Origin of the sequence: Mariluticola halotolerans (assembly GCF_021611515.1) — a bacterium.
Taxonomy (GTDB): domain Bacteria; phylum Pseudomonadota; class Alphaproteobacteria; order Rhizobiales; family Devosiaceae; genus Mariluticola; species Mariluticola halotolerans.
In genome coordinates this window covers 2462212-2482349 of the sequence record NZ_CP090960.1, presented here as the reverse complement: position 1 = coordinate 2482349, position 20138 = coordinate 2462212, and the positions used below count along the sequence as shown (strand labels likewise).

Below are 20138 nucleotides of genomic sequence, written 5' to 3'. Positions count from 1 at the left end.
CCTCAAAGCGCAACAAATTGATGTTTTATGCCAGCTTCGGCGCGATCTTCTTGCACGCTTCCACAAGACCCTCAACAGCCGCAACCGACTTGTTGAACGCCTTCTGCTCGGCACTGTTGAGGCTGATTTCAACAACCTTCTCCGCGCCGCCAGCACCGATAACCATCGGCACACCGCAATACATGCCCTTGACGCCAAATTCACCCTTGAGGAAGGCCGCGCACGGCATGACCCGCTTCTTGTCCTTGAGATAGCTTTCCGCCATATCGATGGCCGAAGCTGCAGGTGCATAGAAAGCCGAGCCGGTTTTCAAAAGGCCGACAATCTCGGCACCGCCATCACGGGTGCGTTGAACGATCTCGTCGAGACGCTCTTTAGTCAGCCAGCCCATTTTCACCAGATCGGTAAGGGGCACACCTGCAACCGTCGAATAGCGCGGCAGCGGCACCATGGTATCGCCATGCCCGCCAAGCACGAACGTGGTCACGTCTTCGATCGAGACATTGAGTTCGTCAGCAATGAAATGGCTGAAACGCGAGCTGTCGAGCACGCCCGCCATGCCCACGACCCGGTTGGTCGGCAGGCCGGAAAAGCGCTGCAGCGCCCAGACCATGGCATCGAGCGGGTTGGTAATGCAGATCACGAAAGCGTCAGGTGCATATTTCGCAATGCCTGCGCCAACCTGTTCCATGACTTTAAGGTTGATTTCAAGCAGGTCATCACGGCTCATGCCCGGCTTGCGCGGCACACCGGCGGTTACGACGATCACGTCAGCACCGGCAATATCTTTATATTCGGAAGTACCTTTGATCTTGGCGTCAAAGCCCTCGACCGCGCCAGACTGGCTGAGGTCCAGTGCCTTGCCCTGCGGCACACCGTCGACAATGTCGAACAACACGATGTCACCGAGGTCTTTGAGCGCGGCGAGATGTGCCAGCGTTCCACCAATCTGTCCCGCCCCGATCAGAGCGATTTTCTTGCGCGCCATGAGGATGATTTCCTGTCTTTTTTAGGATGAGGTTGTGGCTCGCGCCCTCATTAACCGTTAGCCTGCGGCGGCGCAAGTGCATCAGGATATTTTTGCATACGCATGCACGCCCGATTGCCTATAGGTTTTCCCGTGCGCGCAGCGGCGCGGAAAGATACGCATCGGACTGCATTTCGATCAGACGGGACACGCAACGCTGAAACTCGAAGGCCGTCTTGTCATCGGCACCCAGCTGGTCGAGTGGGGTTGCAAAACTGGCGGCAAGCTTCACCCCGCGATCATAGAGCGTGTCCACCAAAAGAATGAACCGCTTGGCAGCGTTCGAGCGTGTCCGGTCAAATTGCGGCACGTCATCCAGCACCAAAGAGTGAAAGGCATTGGCAATTTTCAGATAATCGCGCGCGCCGAGCGGCTTTTCGCATAAATCCGCAAAATCGAACCGGGCAACACCCATCGCCTGACGCGGTACTGTGATTTTTCGGCCCAACGAGCCGATCTCTGATTGGGTCCCCTTCTGCCCACCGGCCAGCCGTCGCCACATCTCATCCATTGCCGCATGACCACCGGCACCAAAGTGAAATACTGCCTGACCACTCAGCTTGTCCCGGCGATAGTCCTTGGCCGAGGCCAGTTCGCAGACCGTCACATGGGATTTAAGCAGATCAATAAACGGCAGGAACAATTGCCGGTTGAGCCCGTCCTCATAAAGCCGGTCTGGCGCGACATTTGATGTGGCAACCACCACCACGCCAGCCGCGAACAGCTTTTCAAACAAGCGTTGCAACAACATGGCATTGGCAATGTCGGAAACGTGAAACTCGTCAAAACACAATAGACGCGTGGTCTTGAGGATGGGCTTGATCACCGCAGGGATCGGGTCGCGCGCGCCCCTGTCATCCGTGTTCTCGGACCGAAACACGGCAATCGCCGCATGCATTTCATCCATGAACTCATGAAAATGCACACGCCGCTTGGCGGTGATGGGCACGGTATCGAAAAACAAATCCATCAGCATGGATTTGCCGCGTCCCACCTCGCCCCAGATATAGGCGCCTTTCGGCACAGCCCTGCGCTTTTTGAAAAAGCCGGCCAGACCGCCATTGCTCTGTTCAAGCGCAGTCACGGCCGCTGCGATCTCGTCGAGCAATCCCGCAGCCTCTTGCTGGGCGGCATCGATTTTGAGTGTCCCGTCAGCCGCTAGGGCCAGATAGGCATCACTAACCGTTGACGGAGAACTCAACCCGAACCTCGATTGCCTTAGCCTTCCATCGTAACGGCAACGCCGCCAGAAAGTGTGCCGATAAAGCGGTTGCCACTGAGCTGGAAGGCGCCGATTATCGCCCCGCTTTCATCATAAAGCTGCACCTGACTGCCCGTCAGCTGCCAGGACGAGACCAACGCCAGCACCGGCACTTCGCAATTAGGCGCTGAAGCCCGGTAGCGATTGGTACCAGACTTGGTGGTCTGGGTCAGGTTGAGCCGGCAGGTCTGCAAACTGGCACTCACGGTCCACACGCCCAAAAGCTTGGCCGGTGTCAAACTGCCACTGAGGTCACGTCCCCCAGGGGTCGTCGCGCCGCCCACATCGTCAAGGCTGACAAACGACCCGTCGATCGATGCGCTGTCTTGCCCGGAAAGGGCCGGATCGCCACTATTGGGATCAAACGTATTGTTTGTCGTTACCATGCCGTCCTGGCCCTGCAGGGGCGGCAGTGACGAACTTTGCACCGACGAACTTTGTACCGGTGCCAGATTTTGCGGCGCACCAAGCTGACGCGACGAGCCGGAATCAAAACGGGATGAAGAACACCCGGCAAGAAAAATCGCCATCGCCAGAACAGAAACGGCACCAAGCATGCTGCGTTTGATGATCATGATCACTCCGAAGCCTGTAAAATAGGGGCCATTCAATCAAGCGGCTTATACTCAAAAGATAAACACGCATTCAATAGACGACGAAAGGATAAGTCGCCGCATAGATTGCTTAGGAACAAGTAATATGGCCGCTTTACGGCGGATCAATGCCGCATTTCAGCAATTAGCACATTTGCGAGCAAGGCAGCATCCGCCTTTTCCGCCTCGGGGACCCGTATCGCAAACGTGCCTTTAGCCCCCGAAATCCCCGGCATGCCGGGCAATCCACCGTCGGAATCTTCAAGCGGATGAAAGCCATGCGCCCGCAAAGCGGTCGCCAAAACCCGCGCCAAAGAAATATCATCAACCTCGGCGATTATTGCAAAATCTGCCAGAAACCTTGCTCCTTATCAACGCCGGTCATCTGATCTAGACACGGCGTTCGACCATCATTTTCTTGATTTCAGCAATTGCCTTGGCCGGGTTGAGGCCCTTCGGGCAGGCATTGGCACAATTCATGATTGTGTGACAACGGTAAAGCCGGAACGGATCCTCAAGGTTATCAAGACGCTCGCCGGTCGCCTCGTCGCGGCTGTCGATCAACCAGCGATAAGCCTGCAGCAGCACAGCCGGGCCCAGATAGCGGTCCCCATTCCACCAGTAACTCGGGCATGACGTCGAGCAGCAAGCACACAGAATGCACTCGTAAAGACCATCAAGCTTGGCCCGGTCCTCATGGCTCTGCAGCCATTCCGCCCGCGGCTCCGGTGTTTTGGTTTTCAGCCACGGTTCAATCGAGCGGTGCTGGGCGTAGAAATTGGTCAGATCCGGCACCAGGTCCTTGACCACGGGCAAATGCGGCAACGGATAAACCCGAACCGCGCCCTTGATATCGTCAATGGCCTTCGTGCACGCCAGCGTGTTCAGCCCGTCGATATTCATGGCGCAGGACCCACAAACGCCCTCGCGGCAGGAGCGGCGGAGGGTCAGCGTGGGATCGATCTTGTTCTTGATCCACAACAGCCCGTCGAGCACCATCGGCCCGCAATCATCCATATCGACGAAATAGGTATCGATGCGCGGATTGCCGCCCTGATCCGGATCATAGCGGTAGACCCGCATTTCCTGAAGATTGCCGCTATCCGGTTTTTCCCAGACCTTACCCGGCTTGGGTTGCGATTTCTTCGGGAGGGTTAATTCGGCCATTTTATCCTAAGTCCTTGATCCAGAACATGCTTCCGGCAGATAATACACGCTTTGGCATAAGTCCTTGGCGCGTAACGAATGGAGAACCTGCATTAGTAGACGCGGGCCTTCGGCGCGATCTTTTTCAAATCGATCCCACCCTCGTCAAAAGTAGTCAGAGGTGCTGTATGCACCGCACGATAATCAAGCGTCACCTTGCCTGTTTCATCGATCCGGCTGATCGTATGCTTGCGCCAGTTGACGTCATCGCGATCGGCATAATCCTCGCGGGCATGCGCACCGCGGCTTTCCTTGCGAGCCTCGGCACCGACAACAGTCATCATCGCATTGGCCATCAGGTTTTCCAGTTCCAGCGTTTCCACCAGATCGGAATTCCATATCATCGAGCGATCGGTGACCTTGAGGTCCTTGAGTTCGCCCCAGATGGCACCCATCCGCTTGGCGCCGGACTGCAGGGTTTCCTCGGTGCGGAACACGGCCGCATCTTCCTGCATGGTGCGCTGCATCTTGTCGCGCAACACAGCCGTCGGCGTCTGGCCATTGGCATGCCGGAGCCGGTCAAACCGGTCCATGATCTTGTCAAAGCTCTTCTGGTTGACCTCGGGAATGGCCGCATTGCGGTCAATCACCTGGCCCGCGCGAATAGCCGCAGCCCGGCCAAACACCACCAGATCGATCAGCGAATTCGAGCCGAGACGGTTGGCACCGTGCACCGAAGCACAACCCGCTTCACCCACAGCCATAAGGCCAGGAATGGTCGCATCCGGCCCGCCACGTGACGGATCAAGCGCCTCACCATGATAATTGGTGGGGATGCCGCCCATATTGTAATGCACCGTCGGGATCACCGGGATCGGTTCGCGGGTCAAATCCACACCGGCGAAAATCTTGGCGCTCTCGGAAATACCCGGCAGACGCTCCGCCAGAACGGCGGGATCAAGATGATCGAGATGGAGGAAAATATGATCCTTGTTCGGGCCGACACCGCGGCCTTCACGAATTTCCATGGTCATGCAACGGCTAACCACATCGCGTGAGGCGAGATCCTTGGCATTGGGCGCATAGCGCTCCATGAAACGCTCACCCTCGGAATTGACCAGATAGCCACCTTCACCGCGCGCGCCTTCGGTAATCAGACAACCCGAACCGTAAATGCCGGTGGGGTGGAATTGAACGAATTCCATGTCCTGCAGCGGCAGGCCGGCACGAGCCACCATGGCATTGCCGTCACCGGTACACGTATGCGCCGATGTCGCCGAGAAATAGGAGCGGCCATAACCGCCGGTCGCGATCACCACCGTCTTGGCGCGGAACCGGTGCATGGTGCCGTCATCCAGCTTCCAGGCAACAACGCCCTCAACCGCCCCATCATCGCTCATCAGCAGATCGATGGCGAAATACTCAATAAAGAATTGTGCGTTGTTGCGCAGCGACTGTCCGTAAAGCGTATGCAAAATAGCATGCCCGGTCCGGTCAGCCGCGGCACAAGTACGCTGTACCGGGGGACCATCACCATAATTTTGCATATGACCGCCAAAGGGGCGCTGATAGATCTTGCCCTCTTCAGTGCGCGAGAACGGCACGCCGTAATGCTCAAGTTCATAAACCGCTGCCGGCGCTTCACGGGCCAGATATTCCATGGCGTCATTATCGCCCAGCCAGTCCGATCCCTTGACGGTATCGTACATGTGCCATTGCCAGGAATCAGGCCCCATATTCTGCAGGCTCGCCGCGATTCCGCCCTGGGCGGCTACCGTATGCGAGCGGGTGGGGAACACTTTGGTAATGCACGCGGTGCGCAAGCCCTGCTCTGCCATGCCCAGTGTCGCGCGCAAACCCGCGCCACCGGCACCGACAACCACAACATCAAACGCGTGGTCTATGATCTCGTAAGAGGCGCCAGTGGCCATGCCTTAACTCCCGAAACTCAGCTTTAGAATGGAAACGATGCAAAGCCCGGCAATACCGGTTGCAAAAAGATTATTGGCTGCCAGCAAGGCGATCTTTCGGCCCTCCGTGTGGACATAATCCTCAATAATAATCTGCAGACCAAGGCGCATATGCCAGGTCATCGAGATCATTGCGAGAATCAGCAGACCGGCGATCAGCGGGTTGCTCATGACCTCCATCATGCCGGCCTGATCAAGTCCGGCCACGCGAATGATGAACCACACCAGAAACAGCGTCAGCGGCACATTGGCCAGCGCTGTCAATCTCTGATGCCAGAAATGTATTGTACCCTCACGGGATGAACCCAGCCCGGTAACTATACTCAGCGGCGTCCGCATATTCATACCCGTCTCCCTACGCCAACAGGACCAGTGCCCACAAGAGCACGGTCAAAACCAGACCACCAACAAGTGTCGCCCAGGCGAAACCGAAGCGCGCAGCCCGTGAGAACCCTGCCCCGAAATCCCATATAAAGTGGCGAATTCCGCCCAGCATGTGGTGAAACAGCGACCAGGTGAACCCGAACAGCACGAGCTTGCCGAACCATGAGCTCATGACCGTATTGACCAACGCCAGCGCACCATCGCCCCACGCAGCGGCTACCAGCCACCATGTCAGAACGATGATTCCGAGAAACAGGCCAAAACCGGTGATCCGGTGCATGATCGACATGACCATGGTGACCTCTGGTTTATAATGGCTAAGATGCGGAGAAAGCGGGCGTGAGGGTTGCGCCATGAGGGAGCCTCTGAGCTTTATGGGCATGTTTTCGGATGAAACGCAGTTCTTCGCCCAAAAACAAGTCACAGGATATAACACGTCAGCAGGACGTATAGTCTGGAACCATTCGAAAGTTCGCCCCACTGATAACGATCACAAACCTATTCGTCAAAGCCTTGTGATGGGTTAAGATCATTCAAAGCCCACTTTTTTGCATTCGCATGCAAAACTCGCCCTTCTCCCGACCTCTTACTCTCCTGCATGAGCCGCATCTTCATGACCCAAAAGCCTGACACGAATTCGCGTATCCGCATCACCCGAACAGAAACGCTATCCAATGCCTGGCTCAAAATCACCCGCAGTCATTTTGATTATTTGCGCTCAGACGGGACATGGCAGAAAACCACCCGCGAAATCCACGACCACGGCAATGCCGCCGCCATCCTTCTCATCGACCCGAAACGCAAGACTGTCATTCTTACCCGCCAGTTCCGCATGCCCATCTATCTCAATGGCGACAGCGGCTTTCTGATCGAGGTCGCGGCGGGACTACTGGACGATGATGACCCCGAAACCTGCGCCCGCCGGGAAGCAGAAGAGGAGACCGGTTATCACCCCACCAATCTCCGTTTCGCTTTCCGTACCTATACCAGCCCTGGTGCGGTCACCGAATGCGTCCATTGTTTTATCGCCGAGTATGAAGCCGACCGACGCCCTTCAGCCGGTGGCGGGCTGGAAAGCGAAGGCGAAGATATCGAAATTCTCGAACTGCAATTCGAAGAAGCCCTGGCAATGATCAGCCGCGGCGAAATCATCGACGCCAAAACCATCATGCTGCTGCAATATGCAGCGCTCAACCAGATGATATGATCAAAGCTTATCGCTTTTGCCGTCAGGGTCCGGGTCGTCGAGCGGCCTGTCATAACCAAATATCCGCACCAACCCGCGTATCGCGACGCTCAACCCTGCCCGCTCGTCCTCGTTCAGATCAACCAGAGCCTCCCGCAGCACCTCCACACGCCGATCACAAGCCTCAACGATAACACGTCGCCCCTTCTCCGTGGCACTCAAGCGCACGGCCCTGCGATCTTGCGTATCAGCCACCCGCTCGATCAACCCCTCTCTAACCAGACTGTCAACCATGCGTGATGCTGTCGGCAATGCAATGCGTTCGCATTCTGCCAGCTTTGAGAGCGTTGTCGCCTTGAGATAAATGATCACACCGAGCGCCGAAAGCTGCGCACTGCTGCAGCCGGTTTCCCGGTCCGCAACCTGCAGCGCCCGATCCACCGGCAAGACTATCCTGTGCATCAGCTGCAAGGTTCTGTCGTCGCGCCACGCACTCATTACCCAAACCTCTTCGTATTGCATATTATTAGCACTGCTATATAACAGTAGGGTGCCAATGGATGGAAGAGGAAAATCCATGAAATTCCAACGAGGCAGGTTGATCGACCACATCCACTTAAATGTTGCCGACCTGGGGCGCTCCCGCACCTTCTATGATGCAGTGCTCGTAGCGCTTGAGCGCGAAATTACCTTTGATTTTGGCTCGGCATTTGGATCCGATGAATTATTTATCGAGCAGGCTGAGAACGGTTTTTCACGCATTCATTTCGCCTTCCAGGCCGATGGGCCCGAAATGGTGAAGCGCTTTCACGAAGCAGGCCTCAGGGCCGGCGGCAGCGACAATGGCGCGCCGGGCGAACGCCCATATCATCCGGGCTATTATGCAGCCTATTTGCGCGACCCGGATGGCAATAATATCGAGGCGGTTTATCACGGCCCGCATACGCGTTCCTGCGCAGCCGTGGAACTCACAGCGTTACCGCCAAAATGAATCAGGAAGGCCGCGAGATATGCCCCTCAAACGCGGGCTCACCGCCATCCCGGAAGATATAGCCGTCGTTGCACACCAAGGGGGTAAAGGCCGCTTACGCCGCCCGCCCCGCCTGTCAACGCAATGACTATCTGGGTTGGTTTGCGCGGACCAAACGCCCTGCAACCCGGCAAAACCAGCTCACGCGTATTCGGTCAGCTTTTTGTCCGGATCATAGGGCTGGTCCTCGACATCTTTTGTCACCGCCTGCGCGCACCGCATCTTGCCCGCTGCACTGTCAAAGACATATTGCGGTTGTCCGTAAAGCACCCAGCCTTCGCTAAGCGCCTTGGTCACTTTGTGGCAAAATCCGGAATCATCATCGCCGGTGAGGAAACGATACACATGCATTTTTTGCACCCGTCTGTGTTGCTTTTTATTGCGCGCGCCTCTTCTTAGCGCTAATCGTCAAGCCATGCACAGTTTTCCTTCCCATCTTCTCGACGGCTACAGGAACTTCATGAACACGCGCTATGCCAATGAACGGCAGCGCTATCATGATCTGGCAACCGAAGGCCAATCACCCACCACAATGATCATCGCGTGCTGCGATAGCCGCGCTGCGCCCGAGACAATTTTCGATGTCGGTCCAGGCGAATTATTCGTCCTGCGCAACGTTGCCAATCTTGTCCCGCCTTTCGAAGAAAACGGGGGTCAGCATGGCACCTCCGCCGGCATCGAGTTTGCCATTCAGGGTCTGGGCGTCAAAAACATCGTTGTCATGGGACACGGCCGCTGCGGCGGCATTCATGCTGCACTCCACCCACAGGCAGCCCCCCTGCCGCCCGGAAATTTCATCGGTAAATGGCTCGGCCTGCTTGAGCCGGTCACGGAAAAGTTCGGCGACAACAAATTGCTCACCGATGGCGAACGCCAGACGATGCTCGAGCGTATCTCGATCCGTCATTCGATCAGCAACCTGCGCAGCTTCCCTTATGTGGCCGAACGTGAACAGGAAGGGGCCCTGGCCCTGCACGGTGCATGGTTCGATATCAAGACCGGGGAATTGTGGATCATGGATCACGACACCGGGGAATTCGAACGCCCCCAGGGCTGATCTTCCGGGACCGCTCGCGAGACGGTTCGGAAGCACGAGATTTCGGGCACAACCGGCGCTCCATAGGTCTTTGAAATCAATAAATTCATTAGAAATATCTACATCAAGCATGCCGATGTTGCATTGTCGCATCGGCAGACAAAAATCGCTGTGTGACATTCTCCACACGCCATAATTTTCTTATTCTTGCCCCGTCTTGGATCGGCCACGAATTCTCCCAGAAAACACCCCGTCCCCGTCAAGCACCAGCCCGAATGCGACGCCATTCTCTGTCCTGTGAGCCGCACAACGTGTCTCGCCAGTGTCTGTAAAAACCCAATTCTCAGGCGCTGCTGTACTTATCCTAACGGAGGGACGACCCTATGAATAAGACACTCCTCAGCCTTGCCGCCGCTTTCGCTCTGACTGGTGCCGCTATTGCACAGGACGCAACTTTTGCCGACATCGACACCGATCAAAGCGGCGATCTCAGCTTCGCAGAACTGACTGTGACGATGCCGGACCTGACCATGGAAGCATTCACAGCAGCCGATGTTGATGCCAATGGCGCTATTTCGGAAGAAGAATACGCCACCTTGTCAGCTGGTACCGAAGGCTAACACACCAGCCTTTGTCAGGGATCACCCCGCTGCCCCTGGGCGGGGTGATCCTTGCGTATCAAAGTACAATCCAAACGCCGGCAATGCCCGCTAGGCTTCGGGCAGTATGGGATTGATCGGTGGCCGCCGCCGCTTGATTACGGTGGCGCCGAGCCCCACAACGACTAGGGCCCCGCCTGCAATTTCCAGCGCCGTAATGCGCTCGCCCAGCAAAATCCACCCCGACACCAGCCCGGTGATCGGCACCAAGAGCGTGAACGGGGCAACTATTGAGGCGGGATGGCGGCTCAACAACCAGTTCCAGACAGCCAGCCCGAACAAGGTTGCCGGATAGGCAAGGAACACGATCAGTCCAACCGTGGACCATCGCGGCGCCGTCACCGCATCAATAAGGGCACCCGGCCCCTCCATAAAAGCGGAAAGTCCAAAAAGCGGCAGCGCTGCAAACGCTGACCCCCAGACGGTAATGGCGATTGGATTGACCTTGCCCGCCTTTTTCGACAACACATTGGCAAAACCCCAGGCGAGCGCAGCACAGAGGGTTAGAACAAATGGTCCGAGGGCCGCACCGCTCAGGCGTTCGATCGCAATCACCCCGATCCCGGCAAAGGCAATGGCACCGCCGATGATCTGCATCCGGCGTGGCCGCTCGTTGAGGAAAAAGAACGCGATCAGCATGGTGAAAAACGCCTGCACCTGCAGAACGACCGAGGCAAGTCCGGCAGGCATGCCTGCCGAAAGCGCCAGATTGAGAAAACTATAGAGCGCAAACCCGAAGCTCAGCCCGAAACCTGCGGTCATCCACCACGCGGTTTTCGGAGGTTTGACAAAAAATATCAACGGAACAGCGGCAAAACTGAACCGAAACGCCGCTGCCAGAATAGGCGGCAAGGCCTCCACACTAAGCTTGATGACCACGAAGTTGAAACCCCAGATGGCAACAACCAGCAGGGCAAGAAGAATATCGCGGATCGGCATCAGCTTAAACCTTGGCGGAAACGGATTGAGAGAACCCGGCAAACCAAACCGCCACGCCTGTCAAACGCTCAACTTGCATTGACCCGTCTGACAGACGCACCGATTGAACTGGTTAGTTGGCCTTCTTCATCAGGCCGCGCGCGATCATCGTCTCGGCGATCTGGATCGTATTCAATGCAGCACCCTTGCGCAGATTGTCCGAGACGACCCACATTGCAATGCCATGCTCAACAGTAGAATCCTCGCGGATACGGCTGACAAAGGAAGCGTCTTCGCCCTGTGATTCAACAGGCGTGATGTAACCACCCGGCTCCCGCTTGTCGATCACCATGACCCCCGGCGCCTCACGCAACACATCGCGTGCTTCATCTGCCGAAATCGGCTTGGCAAATTCGATATTGACCGCCTCAGCATGACCCACAAAGACCGGCACGCGCACGGCTGTTGCCGTCACCTTGATCTTGGGATCGAGCATTTTCTTGGTCTCGGCCAGGATTTTCCATTCTTCCTTGGTGTATCCATCTTCCATGAACACATCGATTTCAGGAATGACATTGAACGCGATCTGCTTGGGGAACTTCTGGGCCTCAGGTCGGTCATTGACAAAAATGCCCTTGGTCTGGGTCCACAATTCGTCAATGCCTTCCTTGCCGGCACCGGATACGGACTGATAGGTCGAAACCACAATCCGGGTAATCTGGGCGACATCATGCAAGGGCTTCAACGCAACAACCAATTGCGCCGTCGAACAGTTCGGATTGGCGATAATGTTCATCCGGTCATTCTTGGCCATATAGGCATCAAGAACGTCACCGTTCACTTCCGGCACAATAAGAGGAACGTTCGAATCATAACGCCACTGGCTGGAATTATCGATAACGACGCAACCAGTCTTGCCGATCTGTTGGGCATATTGTTTTGAGACCGATGACCCGGCGCTCATAAGGCAGAAATCAACCCCGGTAAAATCGAATGTCTCAAGGTTGCGGCACTTCAGGGTCTTGTCGCCATAACTGACTTCTCGTCCCGTCGAACGCGACGATGCCAGCGGAATGATTTCATCCGCCGGAAAATTGCGTTCACTCAAGATATTGAGCATTTCCCGGCCCACATTGCCTGTGGCTCCGACGACAGCTACACGATAACCCATTTGATTTTCCTCTAACCTGACCCCCGCGCGCACCCGGCGGGCACGCTGCCTTTACCTTCTCGCCACTCCCTGGCGGGAGGTGGCACAGGGAAGACGATCAGAGGGTTTTTTTGGTTTTTTTAGATGTGAGAGCGCTGGCCGGCACATATGTGCCCACCTTGTTTATGTCAGCAATGAGGGCAAAACTGCCGTGCATCACATGCGCTCCATGAAAACAGGTGTGCTTTTTGGCGCGCATTCGTCCCGAAGTCAATGAGATTGCCACTCAAAACGCCAATGAAAAAGGAGGCCCGCCAGTAGCGGACCTCCTTTGACCCGTCGGTCAGCATGCGCCCTTATTTGGGCAGCAGCACCTTGTTGACCACGTGAATGACGCCATTCGACTGGTTGACGTCAGAGATCGTCACCTTGGCCGAACCACCATTTTCATCAACGATATAGACATAACCACCGCGGTTGAACGCGACCAGAACATCACCCGAAAGCGTCTTCATGGCATACCCGTTCTTGTCCTTGCCCTTGGTCATCAGGTCTTGAGCACTGATATCACCGGCAACCACATGGGCGGTCAGGATCTTGGTCAGCTGGTCCTTGTTCTCAGGCTTCAACAACGTCTCGACAGTACCGGCCGGCAGCGCTGTAAAAGCGGCATTGACCGGCGCAAATACGGTGAACGGGCCCTTGCCCGAGAGCGCATCAACAAGGTCTGCAGCCTTGACGGCGGCAACCAGCGTGGTGTGGTCCTTGGAATTGACCGCGTTCTCAATGATGTTCTTGCTCGGATACATGGCCGCGCCGCCAACCATGACGGTGGATTCGCTGGCCATTGCGCCGGCTGACATCATGGTGTCATCGGCAAAAGCGGGGATCGGGGTGAGCGCGCCAGCCGTCAAGGCCAGGGCAGCACTCAGCATAAGCGGCTTGATAAAATTGGTGTTCATTTTCGTCTCCATTGTTCTGCTTTGTCGCGCCCTTTGATCGGGCAAGGTGACAGCAGTTACGAAGACCTGAGCGAAATAGTTTCAGACATGGGGCACATTTTTGCCCGGGGCCGAAAAATCAGTCGAGTTTCCACCCCAGGCGGAACCCGGCGCGATTAACACCATCATTGGTCTGCTCGCCGCAAAGCCATAGATGAGAGGAATGTTCGACAGTGAACATGGCCGAAAGTTTATCGGTCACCTCATAACCAAGATTCATCCCATACTGGAAGAGAAAACGGCACCCAAGGTTGCGCCGATCGGCGGGGGCATTGTCGAGATAGCCATTATGCACCGTGCCGCCGAGCATGGGTTCGACAAAAATTCCGGTCTCGAAAACCGGCACATGCCACACAGCGGCCAGCCGGGCATAGCTTTCCTTGCCGACAAAGTTCAGCGACCCCGCAAGCCCCAGGCGTGGCGACCCAAGCCAGTACATGGCATCGCTTTCAGGCAAATCAAACAGCAGTTCAACATTGAGGTTCTGCCACTTGCTGAGATCGACACTTTCAAAGTGCACAAACAGGGGCCGGAACGGACTGGTCTCAATATCATGCACCATGATACCGGCCCGCAATTCGGAAATCCCCAGCCCACGCGCCATTTCAGCGGCATCGAACCCTTCCGCCCGCACAGGTACGACCAACACGCCGGTCAGAACCGCCAGTCCCGCAAAAATAAAGGCGATTTTCCGGGTCAACCTTCGCCACATGATCAATTCAGTTTCCAGCCAACGCGAACACCAAGCCGGTTAATTCCGTCATTGGCAGTCGGCTCACACTGCGCCCAGTGCGACGCATGCTCAACCGTTACCATCGCGCTCATTGTATCGGTAATCTCGTAGCCGACATTGGCACCGTAGAAATAAAGGAAGCGACAACCAAGGTTACGCTGTCCGGCAGGCGCATTTTCCAAATAGCCATTGTGAATGGCACCACCCAGCATGGGCTCAACGAAAATCCCGGTTTCAAAAACCGGCACGTGCCAGACCGCAGCCAAACGGGCATAGCTTTCCTTGCCGGCAAAATTCAGCGACGTACTCAACCCCAATCGCGGTGATCCGAGCCAGTGCAGAATATCGGCATCAGGCAGGGCGAACAAAACCTCGGTATTCAGGTTCTGCCAATTCGCAAGATTGACAGTCGAATAATCGAGCGCGAAGGGAAAACCATATTTCAGTTCGACATCATGCAAAAATAAACCAGCTCGCACCTCGGACACCCCAAGGTTGCGCGCCATTTCTTTTACATCAAATCCTGCAGCCTGCGCTGGCGCTGCGCACAGCCCCAATACCGCAACCAACCAATTCCGCCAACGCATTGCAACTTTGCCCCGATTTCGCCGTAAACTTGAACCGGGAACGTGAACCGGTCAAGACAAGACAATCATCCTATCCAGTTCCTCAGCATCAAAGTGGTTTTCAGGCAACAGAAACACACATGTTTCCATAGGAAAGGCTCAGAACTTGTAGCCGACCTTGACCCCGATATTGGTCAGGCCCCGATTGGGCGCACAAATATTGGCACTCGAGGCATGTTCCCACGCGAGCATGACCGTTGCATTGTCCGAGACATTCATGCCGATGCCGGCCGATTCGTAAAACAGCAGCGAACATCCCAGATCACGCGCCGGCGCATTGGCATTGGTGAGGGCACCATTATGCAAAGCCCCCCCAAATGTGCCTTCAATGAATACTGGCGTGTCGAATACCGGCACCTGCCAGGTCAGGCCGAGATGGATCATGCTCTCGCGGCCACCAAAATTCACGGTCGCGCCAAGGTTCGGTTTGGGTGAACCGATCCAGCGGAATAAATCCGCATCCGGGGACCGAAAAAGCAATTCGACCGAAATATCTTCCCAGCGGGTAAAATTCAGCAACTCCCCGCCAGGCCCTTTTTCATCCACGGAATGTGCCAGAAAGCCGCCACGAATTTCCGCCACGCCGAAATCCTGCGCCGAAGCCGCCGTGGCGCCTACAAGCATCATGCCCAAAATAGCAACTAACCGTGCAAACGCCATATTTTCCCCAACCGCTTCATCACTCAGAAAGCCACGCGATCTCCGCAAAGTCAAACCTTCGCGTCGAAACCCTTATGCGGACAGCTTGGCAATAATCGCCGCGCCCATTTCCTCGGTACCAACCTGACGGCAACCATCCTGCATGATGTCGGCCGAGCGCAAGCCATCGCCCAGCACCCCGGCAATCGCCGCTTCCACCTGATCGGCCAGTTCAACCATGTTGAACGAATAACGCAAAGCCATTGCGAACGAGGCAACCATCGCAATCGGATTGGCGACGCCCTTGCCCGCGATATCCGGTGCAGACCCGTGTACCGGCTCATAAAGCGCCTTGCGCTTGCCTGTTGAGGGATCCGGCGCCCCAAGCGACGCAGACGGCAGCATGCCAAGCGAACCAGTCAGCATGGCTGCAGCATCGGAGAGAATATCACCGAACAGGTTGTCGGTAACAATCACGTCAAACTGTTTGGGATTGCGCACCAGCTGCATGGCACAATTGTCTGCCAGGATGTGCTCAAAGGTAACGTCAGTATAGTCCCTTGCCACCTGATGGGCGACCTCATCCCACAGCACGCCTGATTTCATCACATTCTTCTTGTCGGCGGAATGCACCAGCTTGCCGCGGGTCCGCGCCAAATCAAATGCCACCCGGCAAATCCGGTCGATCTCATAGCTTTCATAGACCTGGGTATCCACGGCCCGCTTCTGGCCATTGCCAAGCTCGGTAATTTCCTTCGGCTCGCCAAAATAAACGCCGCCGGTCAATTCGCGCACGATCAGGATATCAAGCCCCTCAACAAGCTCCCGCTTGAGAGCGGAAGCATCGGCGAGCGCGGGGTAGCAAATGGCCGGGCGCAGATTGGCAAACAACTGCAAATCCTTGCGCAGGCGCAACAGACCCGCCTCAGGACGCTGCTCATAGGGCACATCATCCCATTTCGGCCCGCCCACCGCGCCAAAGATTACCGCGTCAGCAGCCAGCGCCTTTGCCATATCCGCTTCCGAGATCGCCTCGCCGCAGGCGTCATAGGCGCAACCACCCACAAGACCGCTTTCATAGGTGAAATCCGTCTTGCCCGCAGCATTGAGCCACTCGATCAGCTTGACCACTTCGGCCATAATCTCGGTGCCAATGCCATCACCTGGCAGCAGGAAGAGTTTCTCGGACATGATCAGAACTTTCTTGTGCTTGTCTTTTTTAAGAAGCGTGAGCGCCGATCCGCGCGGTCACTTCAATTTCAATTTTCATGGCATCTTCGATCATGGTGGCAATCACCATGGTCGCGGCCGGCCGGATCTCGGTGAAAACCGGCCCGACGGCCTCGATCACCCCATCGACCAGCGATGCGTCAGCCAGATAATAGCGTACCCGCACCACGTCCTTAAGCGAGGACCCGGCTTCTTCAAGCGCCTTGCCAATGGTGGCCAATGCATTCCTGGCCTGGGCACCCACATCCGCGGGCATCACCATATTGGCATAGTCATAGCCGGTCGTGCCCGAGACATAGATCATGTCCTTGTCGACAACCGCCCGTGCGTAACCGATTTTCGCCTCAAACGGCGACCCTGATGAAATATGCTTGACCATGGCTGTTCCCTGTTCGCCTAAACCCAGGGGCGGTCTTCAGCCATATGCGTTTCATACCCGGAGATATCGCCGGCATGTTTCAAGGTCACCGCAATATCATCAAGTCCTTCAAGCAGGGTCTGCTTGCGCGCCGGATCGATATCAAAGTGCACCGACCCACCATCGGGGCCCGAAATCGTCTGGCTGACCAGATCAACGGTCACCGTAGCGTTTGACCCACGCTCGGCATCATCCATCAAAAGCGCCAATTGTTCCGGCGTCACAATGATCGGCAGAATGCCGTTCTTGAAACAGTTGTTATAAAAAATATCGGCAAAGCTTGTCGCGATCACACAACGGATACCAAAATCCAGCAAAGCCCATGGCGCGTGCTCGCGGCTGGAGCCGCAACCGAAATTATCGCCGGCGACAATGATTTTCGCATCGCGGTAAGCAGGCTTGTTGAGAACAAAATCAGGGTTTTCGCTACCATCGTCATTATAGCGCATTTCCGAGAACAAGGCGGTGCCCAGCCCGGTGCGCTTGATGGTCTTCAGATACTGCTTCGGGATGATCATGTCGGTGTCGATATTGATGATCGGCAGCGGCGCGGCGACCCCGGTCAATGTAGTGAACTTGTCCATGAACAAAACCCTTGTGCTATGCGTGCCGCTAAATGGCGCAAGAACGGGGTAAAGGTCAAGTCATCAGGCATCCTGTATATGCGTGTCCGTCGCCACAAGCTGTGCGTCAAGCGCATCAAGATTATCCGCCCATGCCTGTTGCTGCCCGCTCAGCCAGCATTGTGCCGCCGCCACCGGGCCAGGATTGAAGGTCAGCACATGCTCCCGCCCTTCCCGGAACCGGACCACCAGGTCGGCCCGTTCGAGAATACGGATATGTTTGGAAACCGAATTGAGCGACATGGCAAACGGCGCCGCAAGATCCGTCACCCGCGCCGGGCCTGCCGACAGGCGGGTCAGGATTGCCCGCCGCGTCGGATCAGCCAAGGCTGCCAGAATGTCATCAATATTGTCCGGCATCGAAATGGTCTGCATGCAATTGCCACTTCGGTGAGGTTTGCGAAATCGCGCCGCCAAGTCAACCGGCGACTTGTGCTTGCCCGTAACGCAAACCAATGGCAGGGTTTGACCAAATGCTCAGGGAGCCCGCCACATCATGACACCCCATAATGAAGCCCAAAAGGGCGATTACGCTGAAACCGTTCTGCTACCCGGTGACCCGTTACGCGCCAAATGGATTGCAGAAACTTTTTTTGACGCACCACGCCAGGTCAATGGCGTGCGCAATTGCCTGGGCTATACCGGCACATGGAAGGGCAAACCGGTTTCCGTGCAGGCAACCGGCATGGGCCAGCCATCCCTTGCCATTTACGTGCATGAACTGCTCGATATCTACGGGGTCAAAAATCTCATTCGTGTCGGCACCTGTGGCGGCCTCTCCGCCAAGGTCAAGGTGCGTGATCTGGTGATTGCCATGACGGCCGCCACCGACAGCGCCATGAACCAGATTTTCGCGCCCTATCAATATGCCCCCTTCGCAGATTACGACTTGCTCGCAGCCTCCGTAAACCTTGCCAGGGACCGCGGCTTTACCAGCCATGTCGGGTCCATCGTTTCCTCGGATGTCTTTTACGTGCCCGACGGCGCCAAATCCTATGGGGCACTACTCGATCACGGCATCTTGGCGGTGGAGATGGAAGCGGCCGCCCTCTATACGCTGGCGGCCCGCTTCGATGCCAAAGCCCTCGCCATCTGCACCATGACCGATTGCCTGATCACCGGCGACCAGATTGATTCCAGCCAGCGTCAATCATCACTGCATGAAATGGTGGAACTGGCACTGGACGTGGCTTTGGATGCCTGAAATCAGGCCCGCGCCCGCCGGTCAGACTGACCGGTCCGGCGCCGGTCGAAGGCCGGCAAGGGCGCTGCGACAGACACGCGGTTGCGCCCATCGGCCTTGGCGTCATAAAGCGCCTTGTCGGCCCGTTGCAACATTGAAGCATATGGCTCGCCATGTTCCATTTCCGCCACCCCGAAACTGGCGGTGACCCGGCGCAGCCGCGGCAGGTCGCGGATTGGCATATTGGCAAAACTCGCCCGCACGTTTTCCGCAAATAACCGCCCGGCAATCACATTGACCATGGGCAGCAAAACCGCAAACTCCTCGCCCCCCATGCGTCCAACAACTGCCGTCTCCGGTGCCAGCAATCGCAGTTGGGTGGAGAACACCTCAATCACATGATCCCCCACAACATGCCCGAATTCGTCATTGATCTGTTTGAAATGATCGAGGTCACACATGACCAGCGTCGCCGGCATGACTGCACTTTGCCGAAGCTGCTCCACACGGGCCTCAAAACCCCTGCGGTTTAACAGACCAGAGAGTCTGTCGGTTTCGGATTCAGCCCGAATGTCAGCCAGCATGTCATAAACATAGACCATCACGAACATCACCCCGAGGGATACGGCCAGAAACGCCCCAATGGTCTGCGAATAAAGCGCATAAGCGGTATCGACATAATCCTGCGGCCGCAGGCCGGGGCCCCCGACCATCGCCGAGACAAAAGGTTTGGCCAGATAATTTAATCCACTCAGCGTCAGCATGACACCCAGCGCCATTTCCAGACGCTGGCGCCCGTAACGGAAGACTGCAAAAGCGGCAAGACCCTGGGCAACCATATAGGGGCCTTGATACAATAGCTGACGCAGCAGATCGCTACGTGGCAAGTCATAGATATAATTGTTGATCACCACCGAGATCGCGAAAACGCCCACCAGCAGATAATAAGGTGGCTCCACGTTAAAGCGGCGATAAAGCCCCACAATTCCCGATAGCAGAGAAATCAGAAAGGTCGTGAAAATGCCGACCACAAGAAAGCGCGAATATTCCGGAAAATAATGCAGCGCGAATTCAAAGCTCATATTGACCATGCCCATGCCATAGGCAAAGGCAAACCAGCGCGCTGACCGGTATGCCTTGTCATAGGCCGCGATCAACCCGAAAATCAGCGCAAAAACACCGCCGACAAGAAAATTTATCGCAAGAATAAATCCTGCACTGCTCATGGTTTCATAATTCCGCTGTCCTTGGCGGCAATCTATGCGGTCGGGGGAAAAATTGGGTTAACCAAAGAGCAGGGCAGCGCATACAAACCCGGAAAAAGG

The 20138-nt window shown here is 56.1% G+C and carries 26 protein-coding genes; 5 read left to right on the top strand and 21 right to left on the bottom strand.

Features of this window, described 5'->3' with window-relative positions; genetic code table 11:
- Positions 1 to 25: 25 nt before the first annotated feature.
- The 8 genes from mdh to sdhC form a co-directional block, all read right to left on the bottom strand.
- Entirely contained in the window at positions 26 to 988 is a 963-nt protein-coding gene (gene mdh, locus L1P08_RS11850; protein ID WP_303617218.1) for a malate dehydrogenase, read from the bottom strand.
- Positions 989 to 1106: 118 nt separating this feature from the next.
- Positions 1107 to 2228, bottom strand: a complete 1122-nt coding sequence (gene zapE / locus L1P08_RS11845; RefSeq protein WP_303617217.1) for a cell division protein ZapE — start codon at positions 2226 to 2228, stop codon at positions 1107 to 1109.
- Between the two features lie 17 nt (positions 2229 to 2245).
- Complete coding sequence (locus L1P08_RS11840; protein ID WP_303617216.1) at positions 2246 to 2863, bottom strand: AprI/Inh family metalloprotease inhibitor; 618 nt, start codon at positions 2861 to 2863, stop codon at positions 2246 to 2248.
- Between the two features lie 143 nt (positions 2864 to 3006).
- Complete coding sequence (locus L1P08_RS11835) at positions 3007 to 3195, bottom strand: hypothetical protein (RefSeq protein WP_303617215.1); 189 nt, start codon at positions 3193 to 3195, stop codon at positions 3007 to 3009.
- A gap of 76 nt (positions 3196 to 3271) precedes the next feature.
- Positions 3272 to 4048: a succinate dehydrogenase iron-sulfur subunit gene (locus L1P08_RS11830; RefSeq protein WP_303617214.1), complete on the bottom strand. Its 777-nt coding sequence runs from the start codon at positions 4046 to 4048 to the stop codon at positions 3272 to 3274.
- A 92-nt stretch (positions 4049 to 4140) separates the two neighbouring features.
- A complete protein-coding gene (gene sdhA, locus L1P08_RS11825; RefSeq protein WP_303617213.1) occupies positions 4141 to 5958 on the bottom strand; it encodes a succinate dehydrogenase flavoprotein subunit in 1818 nt (605 codons plus the stop codon).
- Positions 5959 to 5961: 3 nt separating this feature from the next.
- On the bottom strand, positions 5962 to 6342 hold the full coding sequence (gene sdhD / locus L1P08_RS11820; RefSeq protein ID WP_303617212.1) for a succinate dehydrogenase, hydrophobic membrane anchor protein: 381 nt from the start codon (positions 6340 to 6342) through the stop codon (positions 5962 to 5964).
- A gap of 10 nt (positions 6343 to 6352) precedes the next feature.
- Positions 6353 to 6736: a succinate dehydrogenase, cytochrome b556 subunit gene (gene sdhC / locus L1P08_RS11815; RefSeq protein WP_303617211.1), complete on the bottom strand. Its 384-nt coding sequence runs from the start codon at positions 6734 to 6736 to the stop codon at positions 6353 to 6355.
- A 258-nt stretch (positions 6737 to 6994) separates the two neighbouring features.
- Between sdhC and L1P08_RS11810 the strand changes: the two genes are divergently transcribed.
- On the top strand, positions 6995 to 7588 hold the full coding sequence (locus tag L1P08_RS11810; protein WP_303617210.1) for an NUDIX domain-containing protein: 594 nt from the start codon (positions 6995 to 6997) through the stop codon (positions 7586 to 7588).
- On the opposite strand, the gene L1P08_RS11805 is transcribed toward L1P08_RS11810, so the two are convergent.
- Positions 7589 to 8065 carry a MarR family winged helix-turn-helix transcriptional regulator gene (locus L1P08_RS11805; RefSeq protein ID WP_303617209.1) on the bottom strand — a complete coding sequence of 159 codons (477 nt, stop codon included), beginning with the start codon at positions 8063 to 8065 and terminating at the stop codon, positions 7589 to 7591.
- A gap of 79 nt (positions 8066 to 8144) precedes the next feature.
- Between L1P08_RS11805 and L1P08_RS11800 the strand changes: the two genes are divergently transcribed.
- Positions 8145 to 8558 carry a VOC family protein gene (locus tag L1P08_RS11800; protein ID WP_303617208.1) on the top strand — a complete coding sequence of 138 codons (414 nt, stop codon included), beginning with the start codon at positions 8145 to 8147 and terminating at the stop codon, positions 8556 to 8558.
- A 180-nt stretch (positions 8559 to 8738) separates the two neighbouring features.
- On the opposite strand, the gene L1P08_RS11795 is transcribed toward L1P08_RS11800, so the two are convergent.
- Complete coding sequence (locus tag L1P08_RS11795; protein ID WP_303617207.1) at positions 8739 to 8948, bottom strand: DUF1737 domain-containing protein; 210 nt, start codon at positions 8946 to 8948, stop codon at positions 8739 to 8741.
- Positions 8949 to 9012: 64 nt separating this feature from the next.
- On the opposite strand from L1P08_RS11795, the gene L1P08_RS11790 reads away from it, so the two are divergent.
- Complete coding sequence (locus tag L1P08_RS11790; protein WP_303617206.1) at positions 9013 to 9654, top strand: carbonic anhydrase; 642 nt, start codon at positions 9013 to 9015, stop codon at positions 9652 to 9654.
- 362 nt (positions 9655 to 10016) lie between these two features.
- Positions 10017 to 10253: an EF-hand domain-containing protein gene (locus L1P08_RS11785; protein WP_303617205.1), complete on the top strand. Its 237-nt coding sequence runs from the start codon at positions 10017 to 10019 to the stop codon at positions 10251 to 10253.
- 90 nt (positions 10254 to 10343) lie between these two features.
- Here the strand turns inward: L1P08_RS11785 and L1P08_RS11780 are convergent, their stop codons facing one another.
- From L1P08_RS11780 to L1P08_RS11735, 10 genes are all read right to left on the bottom strand, one after another.
- Entirely contained in the window at positions 10344 to 11231 is an 888-nt protein-coding gene (locus L1P08_RS11780) for an EamA family transporter (protein ID WP_303617204.1), read from the bottom strand.
- A gap of 112 nt (positions 11232 to 11343) precedes the next feature.
- Positions 11344 to 12381, bottom strand: a complete 1038-nt coding sequence (locus L1P08_RS11775; RefSeq protein ID WP_303617203.1) for an aspartate-semialdehyde dehydrogenase — start codon at positions 12379 to 12381, stop codon at positions 11344 to 11346.
- A gap of 335 nt (positions 12382 to 12716) precedes the next feature.
- A complete protein-coding gene (locus L1P08_RS11770; protein WP_438268412.1) occupies positions 12717 to 13322 on the bottom strand; it encodes a fasciclin domain-containing protein in 606 nt (201 codons plus the stop codon).
- 118 nt (positions 13323 to 13440) lie between these two features.
- A complete protein-coding gene (locus tag L1P08_RS11765) occupies positions 13441 to 14061 on the bottom strand; it encodes an acyloxyacyl hydrolase (RefSeq protein ID WP_303617202.1) in 621 nt (206 codons plus the stop codon).
- 14 nt (positions 14062 to 14075) lie between these two features.
- Positions 14076 to 14681 carry an acyloxyacyl hydrolase gene (locus L1P08_RS11760; protein WP_303617201.1) on the bottom strand — a complete coding sequence of 202 codons (606 nt, stop codon included), beginning with the start codon at positions 14679 to 14681 and terminating at the stop codon, positions 14076 to 14078.
- Positions 14682 to 14819: 138 nt separating this feature from the next.
- Entirely contained in the window at positions 14820 to 15347 is a 528-nt protein-coding gene (locus L1P08_RS11755; protein ID WP_303617200.1) for an acyloxyacyl hydrolase, read from the bottom strand.
- Between the two features lie 105 nt (positions 15348 to 15452).
- A complete protein-coding gene (gene leuB / locus L1P08_RS11750; RefSeq protein WP_303619560.1) occupies positions 15453 to 16553 on the bottom strand; it encodes a 3-isopropylmalate dehydrogenase in 1101 nt (366 codons plus the stop codon).
- A 25-nt stretch (positions 16554 to 16578) separates the two neighbouring features.
- Entirely contained in the window at positions 16579 to 16968 is a 390-nt protein-coding gene (locus L1P08_RS11745) for a RidA family protein (protein WP_303617199.1), read from the bottom strand.
- A gap of 17 nt (positions 16969 to 16985) precedes the next feature.
- Positions 16986 to 17591, bottom strand: coding sequence for a 3-isopropylmalate dehydratase small subunit (leuD, locus tag L1P08_RS11740; RefSeq protein ID WP_303617198.1), 606 nt, complete (start codon positions 17589 to 17591; stop codon positions 16986 to 16988).
- A gap of 63 nt (positions 17592 to 17654) precedes the next feature.
- Complete coding sequence (locus tag L1P08_RS11735; protein WP_303617197.1) at positions 17655 to 18005, bottom strand: ArsR/SmtB family transcription factor; 351 nt, start codon at positions 18003 to 18005, stop codon at positions 17655 to 17657.
- A 121-nt stretch (positions 18006 to 18126) separates the two neighbouring features.
- Between L1P08_RS11735 and deoD the strand changes: the two genes are divergently transcribed.
- Entirely contained in the window at positions 18127 to 18834 is a 708-nt protein-coding gene (deoD, locus tag L1P08_RS11730; protein ID WP_303617196.1) for a purine-nucleoside phosphorylase, read from the top strand.
- Between the two features lie 2 nt (positions 18835 to 18836).
- Here deoD and L1P08_RS11725 read toward each other — a convergent pair whose 3' ends face one another.
- A complete protein-coding gene (locus L1P08_RS11725; RefSeq protein WP_303617195.1) occupies positions 18837 to 20039 on the bottom strand; it encodes a GGDEF domain-containing protein in 1203 nt (400 codons plus the stop codon).
- Positions 20040 to 20138 lie beyond the last annotated feature (99 nt).